This window comes from Rhizobacter sp. P2_H3 (genome assembly GCF_056403355.1).
This window is the reverse complement of record NZ_JBFUFQ010000285.1, coordinates 1-6533: the sequence shown is the minus strand read 5'-3', so window position 1 is coordinate 6533 and position 6533 is coordinate 1. Positions and strand designations below refer to the sequence as shown.

Annotated in this window: 8 protein-coding genes; 2 read left to right on the top strand and 6 right to left on the bottom strand. The window is 69.5% G+C overall.

Annotated elements, in window-relative coordinates; all coding sequences use genetic code 11:
- The 3 genes from AC1D1T_RS28870 to AC1D1T_RS28860 all read right to left on the bottom strand — a co-directional run.
- Positions 1–506: efflux RND transporter permease subunit (locus tag AC1D1T_RS28870; RefSeq protein ID WP_477992976.1), on the bottom strand; the 506-nt coding region annotated here is incomplete at its 3' end.
- A gap of 15 nt (positions 507–521) precedes the next feature.
- Complete coding sequence (locus tag AC1D1T_RS28865; protein ID WP_477843460.1) at positions 522–1664, bottom strand: efflux RND transporter periplasmic adaptor subunit; 1143 nt, start codon at positions 1662–1664, stop codon at positions 522–524.
- Entirely contained in the window at positions 1661–2326 is a 666-nt protein-coding gene (locus AC1D1T_RS28860; RefSeq protein WP_047513243.1) for a TetR/AcrR family transcriptional regulator, read from the bottom strand. The genes AC1D1T_RS28865 and AC1D1T_RS28860 overlap by 4 nt, the downstream gene beginning before the upstream one ends.
- Positions 2327–2436: 110 nt before the next feature.
- Here AC1D1T_RS28860 and AC1D1T_RS28855 point away from each other — a divergent pair, with 110 nt between their 5' ends.
- The gene (locus AC1D1T_RS28855) at positions 2437–3258 is read left to right on the top strand and encodes an undecaprenyl-diphosphate phosphatase (protein ID WP_465111695.1); all 822 of its coding nucleotides are present in this window, start codon (positions 2437–2439) and stop codon (positions 3256–3258) included.
- A gap of 9 nt (positions 3259–3267) precedes the next feature.
- Here AC1D1T_RS28855 and AC1D1T_RS28850 read toward each other — a convergent pair whose 3' ends face one another.
- From AC1D1T_RS28850 to hisN, 3 genes are all read right to left on the bottom strand, one after another.
- On the bottom strand, positions 3268–4260 hold the full coding sequence (locus AC1D1T_RS28850) for an MBL fold metallo-hydrolase (protein ID WP_477827753.1): 993 nt from the start codon (positions 4258–4260) through the stop codon (positions 3268–3270).
- A gap of 3 nt (positions 4261–4263) precedes the next feature.
- Positions 4264–4803, bottom strand: coding sequence for an Mpo1 family 2-hydroxy fatty acid dioxygenase (locus AC1D1T_RS28845; protein ID WP_477827754.1), 540 nt, complete (start codon positions 4801–4803; stop codon positions 4264–4266).
- Positions 4804–4934: 131 nt separating this feature from the next.
- Complete coding sequence (gene hisN / locus AC1D1T_RS28840; protein ID WP_082004783.1) at positions 4935–5738, bottom strand: histidinol-phosphatase; 804 nt, start codon at positions 5736–5738, stop codon at positions 4935–4937.
- A 166-nt stretch (positions 5739–5904) separates the two neighbouring features.
- Between hisN and AC1D1T_RS28835 the strand changes: the two genes are divergently transcribed.
- The coding region (locus AC1D1T_RS28835) for an ABC transporter substrate-binding protein (protein WP_477992975.1) at positions 5905–6533 on the top strand (629 nt) is incomplete at its 3' end.

The window sequence follows — 6533 nt, the reverse complement described above, 5'->3', positions numbered from 1 at the left end:
TTTTCGAGCCGCTTCTGCAGCACCTGGGTGGCCCAGGTGGTGAGTTCCTGCGGCGAGCGCTTGCCATCGGCGGACAGCACCGCGACGTTGAAGATCGGCTGGCTGGCCGGGTCGAAGCGCGAGATGCGCGGCTCCTTCACCTCGTCGCGCAGGTTGGGGCGGATCAGCGCGACCTTCTCGCGCACGTCATCGGCCGCCTTGCGTCCGTCGACATCGAGGTTGAACTCGACGATCACGACGGCCGTGCCTTCATACGAGCGCGAGTACAGCGAGTTGATGCCGGCGACGGTGTTGACCGCCTCCTCGATCTTCTTCGTGACCTCGCTCTCGACGATCTCGGGCGAGGCGCCCGGGTAGTCCATCTGCACGACGACGGTCGGGAAATCGATGTTCGGGAACTGGTCGACCGCCAGGCGCTGGTAGCTGAACAGCCCGAGCACGACGAAGGCCAGCATGACCATCGTGGCCATCACCGGATTGCCGATCGAGACGCGGGTGAACCACATGGTGCGGCGGGCCGGTCAGGGGGCCGAGGCCGGGCTGGTGACGCGCACGGCCGTGCCTTCGCGCACCTGGCCGACGGTGCCGCGCAGCAGCGTCATGCCTTCGCCGGCACCTTGCAGCAGCTCGACCTGGCCGTCGCGCTCCAGGCTGCCGGCGACGCTGCCGCGGGCGCCCAGCGTCACCGGGCGCTGCACCACCTTGCCGTCGACCACCGCCAGCACGTAGGGCCGGGCCTGCTCGACGCGCACCGCGTTGGCCGGCACGACCAGTGCGGTCTTGCGCTCGATCTCGATCGCACCGCGCGCGAACAGGCCCTGGCGCAGGCCGGGCTGCGGCTGCAGTTCGAGGTAGACCATCACCGCGCGCGTGCCCGACTGCGTGCTCGGGTTGATGCGCACCACCTTGGCCTGTGCCGGCGTGGCGAGCCCGTCGACCTGCAGCGTGGCCGCCTGGCCGACCTGCACCGTGCCGACGTCTTCGGGGGCGATCGCCGCCTCGAGCTCGATGCGCGACAGGTCGACCACCTCGACCAGTCTGGCGTCGATCGCGACGCGCTCGCCCGGCTGCACCGCGCGCACCGAGACGATGCCGTTGATCGGCGCAATCAGCTGCGCATCGCTGCGCGACTTGCGGGCCAGGTCGACGGCAGCGACCGCCGCGCCGTAGGTGGCCTGGGCCGAGGCCTCGTTCGACACCGAGGTCTCCAGGCCGGTGGCCGAGATGAAGCCCTGGGCGACGAGCGCCTTGTTGTTCTCCAGCGTGCGGCGGGCGATGTCGAGCTGGCCGCGTGCCGACGCGGCGTTCTGCTCGGCCTGGCGCAGGCGCAGCTCGACCTCGGTGGTCTCGAGCTGGCCGATCACCTGGCCGGCCTTGACGCTGTCACCTTCGCGCACCGTCAGCGACCTGACCTCGGCGGCGACCTTGGCGCGCACCACCGCGCTGTTGACCGCCTTCAGGCCGCCCGACACCGCGAGCGTGCGGGCGAACGATTGCGGGCGCAGCACGAGCAGGTCGCCGGGCGCGAGCTCCAGCGCGGCCGGTGCCTTGGTGCTGCCGAGCAGGGCCTGCTCCTGCTTGCGGGCGCTGAGCGCGCGCATCACGAAGCCGCCGATCAGCGCGACGACGACGACGGGCACCGCCCACTTCACCCAGCGCTTCATGAGACGACGGGGGCCGGGTGGCGTTCGATGCCGCGGGTGACGGTGTCCATGTGCTGGAAGATGAAGTCCTGCGGGGACACGAGGGAGGGCACCGGCGAGCAGACGCCCAGCGAGTGCTTGTGCATGCACAGCATGACCATCGGCAGGATCAGCGAGTGCACGGTGAACTCGACGTTGACCGGGCGGAATTCGCCGGCCTCGATGCCGCGCTGCACGACGGTGCCGACCAGCTGCGAGCCCGGCTCGATGACCTGCTCGCGGTAGTAGTCGGCGATGTCGGGAAAGTTGCGCACCTCGGTGACGATCAGCTTGAAGACGGCGGACGCCGGGCTCTCGAAGATGCGCAGCCACCAGCGCGGCAGCACCTCGCGCAGCACCTGGGCGTTGCTGCCGGCGAAGGCGCGCACTTCGTCGACGCCGCTCTGGATCTCGGTCGACACGCGGTCGCGGATCACCGCCTTCAGCAGCTCTTCCTTGCTCGGGTAATAGAGATAGAGCGTGCCCTTGGACACCCCGGCGGCCGCCGCGACTTCTTCCGACCGGGTTGCGGAGAAACCCTTTTCAGAAAAGAGCGCCAAAGCCGCGTCCAGCAGTTCCTGGGGACGGGCTTCCTTGCGGCGCTGGCGGGCGGGGAGGGGGTGGAGGGGGTCGGGGGTACTCATGTCACGGTACTGACTGACYGGTCAGTAATGTAAGGGGTGGGGTGGCGGGGGTCAAGCCGGGGGGAGGGCTGCCGCTATCATCGGCGCTCATTTTTTGCCGGGGAATGCGAGTGGACTTCGTACTGTTGTTGAAGGCGGCGGTGATGGGCGTCGTCGAGGGGCTGACGGAGTTCCTGCCGGTGTCGAGCACGGGGCACCTGATCCTGGCGGGGTCGTTGATGCACTTCAACGATGCGCGCGGCAAGCTGTTCGAGATCGTGATCCAGTCCGCGGCGATCCTGGCCGTGGTGTGGGAATTCCGCGGCCGCATCGGCGGGGTGCTGGGCGGGCTGGGGAGCGACCCGAAGGCACGCCGGCTGCTGCTGAACGTCGGCATCGCGTTCCTGCCGCTGGCGGTGCTGGGCCTGCTGTTCGGCAAGATGCTGAAGGCGAACCTGTTCAACGCGCCGACGGTGGCGACCACCTTCATCGTCGGCGGGCTGATCATCTTGTGGGCCGAGCGGCGCCAGCACAGCGTGCGGGTGCATTCGGTCGACGACCTGACGCCGCTGGATGCGCTGAAGGTCGGCATCGCGCAGGCCTTCGCGCTGATCCCGGGCACGAGCCGCTCGGGCGCCACGATCATCGGCGGGATGCTGTTCGGGCTGTCGAGGCAGGTGGCGACCGAGTTCACCTTCTACCTGGCGATCCCGACGCTGGGCGTCGCGTCGGTGTATTCGCTCTACAAGGAGCGCGCGCTGCTGTCGGTCGACGACCTGGGCATGTGGGTGGTCGGCATGGTGGCCGCCTTCATCTCGGCGTTCTTCTGCGTGCGCTGGCTGCTGCGCTACATCTCCACGCACACCTTCGTGCCGTTCGCCTGGTACCGCATCGTGTTCGGCATCGTGGTGCTGGTGACGGCGTGGAGTGGGGTGGTCACCTGGGCGGATTGAGGAGCGGCGCTACGGCGTGAACGGCGTGAACAGCGGTGGCAGGCGCAACTCGACGCCATCCTGCTTTGCCCGCCGCGAGAGATCGGCCATCGTCACGCCGAAATCGTCGAACAGCAACGGCATCGCCTGCAGCGGCTGATCGAGCGGCTGCCAGAAGTCGTCCCAGTGGATCGGCACGACGCGTTTTGCGCCGGTCAGCTGCACCGTCTCATGCCAGTAGGCGCTGCGGTAGGCGTCGTCCTTGCGGCCGAGCGTGCCGACGCCGAGGAACACGGTGTCGACCCGGCGGCCGGCCAAGGCGCCGGGGATGAAGCCGGCGCTGCCTTCGATCAGCCAGCGGCCGCCCGAGGCGTGCTCGACGACGATGCTCCACACCTGGCCCTCGCGCCAGGCTGGTGCGCGCGTCGGCGGGACGACGGGTGCTGCGATGTTCTCCACCGACACGCCGTCGCTCCACGGCGTCGGGCTGTGGCGTGACGCGATGAAGGTCAGCCGGAACTTGCCGAGCGCGACGGCCTCGCCCGCGTGCACCTCATACAGCTGGGCCCGTGGCAGGCCGGCACCGAAGCCGATCTGCATCGTCGAGTTGGAGCCGATCAGCACGGCACCGGTGCGCAGCGCGACGGTGGGCGAGTCCATCGCGTGGTCGTAGTGGGAATGCACGGGGACGACGGCGGCCAGCCGGGTGATGCCCAGGCGCTTCAGGGCGCTGTCGATGGCTGCGGCGTCGGGCCCGATGCGCCCGAAGAAGGTCTGGCGCATGCCGGGCCGCGAGAAGAAGCCGTCGGTCATCCAGGCGGTTTCGCCGTCGTCGAACAGCAGCGTCGCGACGCCGGCGAAGCGCACCGTGACGGCCGAGCCGGCGGGGGCCGGCGGCAGCGTCAGCGGGCGGAACTCATCGAGCGGAGGATGGCGCCGGGCCTGGACCACCAGGAAGGCGATGGCCAGGACCAGCAGCGCCGCCAGCGCCAGCGCGGCGCGCCGAACCTGGCGGAGGGTCACGAATCAGGCGGCGGGGTGGGCGAGGTCGCGCAGCACGGTCGGGCCGACCCGGCGCTCGATCTCGGCCAGCAGCGGCCGGCCCCAGCCCAGCGCGAACATCACTTCGGCCGTGACGAACATCGGGCCGACGAGCAGGCCGATGAGGTCGTCGACGAAGGCCGGTTTGCGCCCTTCGTAGTAGTGGCCGATGAACTGGATGACCCAGCCGGCGATGAAGCTGCCGAGGCCCCAGCCGAGCCAGCTGGCGAGGCTGCCGCCCGAGACCTGCTGCGCCAGCACGGTCAGCACGCCGTTGACGAGGCTGACCGCGAGCCCGAGGGTGAGGTTGCCTCGCGTCAGATACCAGATGGTGGCGAGGCCCCAGGCGATCCAGGCGGGGGTGAGGGCGAGGTTGCCGAGGGTGAAGGCCGGTTTGGCGAGCAGCACGCTGACGGCGAACACGATCAGCGGGATGCCGAAGAAATGGGTGGTGATGTTGCGGCGGTCGCGGTGGTAGGCCGCGTACTGCGACAGGAGGTCCAGGGCCGAACGTTGTCTCGTCATGGTGTTCTCCATGGTCTGGTGCCAGGGGCTGCGGTCGGATGGCCCATCTTAGAGCGGTTGCCGCTGAGCGCAAGCGGCCGACTGTGACTCCTTGCACATGGCGCGTCCGGCCACGGTTTCAAGTCACGGCTTCAAGCCAGCGCGGCCAGCGCCTGGGCCTGCAGTTCCAGCGTGGCCGCCGCGACCACCCGACCGTCAGAACCCATGTGCAGCGCGCGGCCTTGCCAATCGGTGATGACGCCGCCGGCGCCCTCGATCACCGGCACCAGTGCCAGGAAGTCGTAGGGCTGCAGCCCGCTCTCGACCACCAGGTCGACGTGGCCGGAAGCCAATGAGCCGTAGCTGTGGCAATCGCCGCCGAAGCGCCGCAGCGCGGCACGCCGGCTCAGCGCGTCGAAGGCGCGCCAGCCGTCGGCATCGAAGGCGTCGGGCGAGGTGGTGTAGACCCGGGCGTCGGCCAGCCGCGTGCAGCCGCTGCTGCGGCACGGCGCGCCGTTCCAGCGGCTCGGCTGTCCGGCGCGTCCCACCCAGCACTCGCCGAGCGCCGGCAGGTTCACGACGCCGACAACCGGCCGGCCGCGCCACAGCAGCGCCAGCAGGTTGCCCCAGAGCGGCGAGCCGGTGATGAAGGCCTTCGTGCCGTCGATCGGGTCGATCACCCAGACCCGTTCCGCATCGAGCCGTTCGCGGCCGTGTTCCTCGCCGAGCAGGCCGTCGTCGGGTCGCGCCGCGGTGATGCGCTCGCGCAGCATGCGCTCGACCTCGCGGTCGGCGACCGTCACCGGGCTGTCGTCGGCCTTCGTCAGCACCTCGACGCGGCCGCGGAACCAGCGCAGCGCCAGCCTGCCGGCTTCATCGGCCAGCTGTTGGGCCAACCGGACATCGTCGTCCGGCAGCAGGGCGGATGGGGCGGAGGACAGCGCTTCATCGCTCATCGAGGACCTCGTGGGTTGGCATGCATCGTGCGGGAGCGTCATGTGGAAATACACAGATTTGCACAAACGCCAGGAAACGCACAACGCGAATGCATGAAGCGTGCCCTGTGCTGGTGTCCCGCCCCTGTTGTCCCGCCCTCGTTTGAGGCATCCACCGGAGAAGTCCATGACCGTCCATCGCCCCCTGCTTGCCGCCATGCTGTTCACCGCGCTCGCCGTTCCCGGGCTGGCCCGGGCCGGCACGATCACCGCGTACACCGCGCTGGAGGAGAACGAGATCGCCGAGTACGTGGCGGCGGCGAAGCGGAGCCTGCCGGACGTCGACGTGAAGGTGCTGCGCCTGTCCACCGGCGACCTGGGTGCACGCATCCTGGCCGAGGCGAGCAACCCGCAGCACGACGTGATCTGGGGCTGGGCGGTGACGAACATGCTCGACCCGCGCATCGGCGCGATGGTCGAGCCCCATGCCGGGAAAGGCGTCGAGAAGCTGCCGGCCGCCTACCGGGCCGCTGACGGCAGCTGGTTTGCCGCGACCGGCTACATGGCCGCGTTCTGCGTGAACACCGAAGTGCTGAAAGCCAAGAACCTGCCGATGCCGACCTCGTGGAAGGACCTCGCGAACCCGGTCTACAAGGGTGAGGTGGTGATGCCCAACCCGGTGTCCTCCGGCACCGGCTACCTGCAGGTGGCTGCGCTGCTGCAGTCGCAGGGCAGCGAGAAGGGCTGGGCCTTCCTGAAGGCGCTGGACGGCAACGTCGCGCAGTACATCAAGTCGGGCTCCCGCCCGTGCAAGGC

Bases quoted from the DNA above. Each gene is read 5' to 3' on its own strand.
- AC1D1T_RS28865 (WP_477843460.1), bottom strand. From the start codon at position 1,664: ATGAAGCGCTGGGTGAAGTGGGCGGTGCCCGTCGTCGTCGTCGCGCTG.
- AC1D1T_RS28860 (WP_047513243.1), bottom strand. From the start codon at position 2,326: ATGAGTACCCCCGACCCCCTCCACCCCCTCCCCGCCCGCCAGCGCCGC.
- AC1D1T_RS28845 (WP_477827754.1), bottom strand. From the start codon at position 4,803: ATGACGAGACAACGTTCGGCCCTGGACCTCCTGTCGCAGTACGCGGCC.
- hisN (WP_082004783.1), bottom strand. From the start codon at position 5,738: ATGAGCGATGAAGCGCTGTCCTCCGCCCCATCCGCCCTGCTGCCGGAC.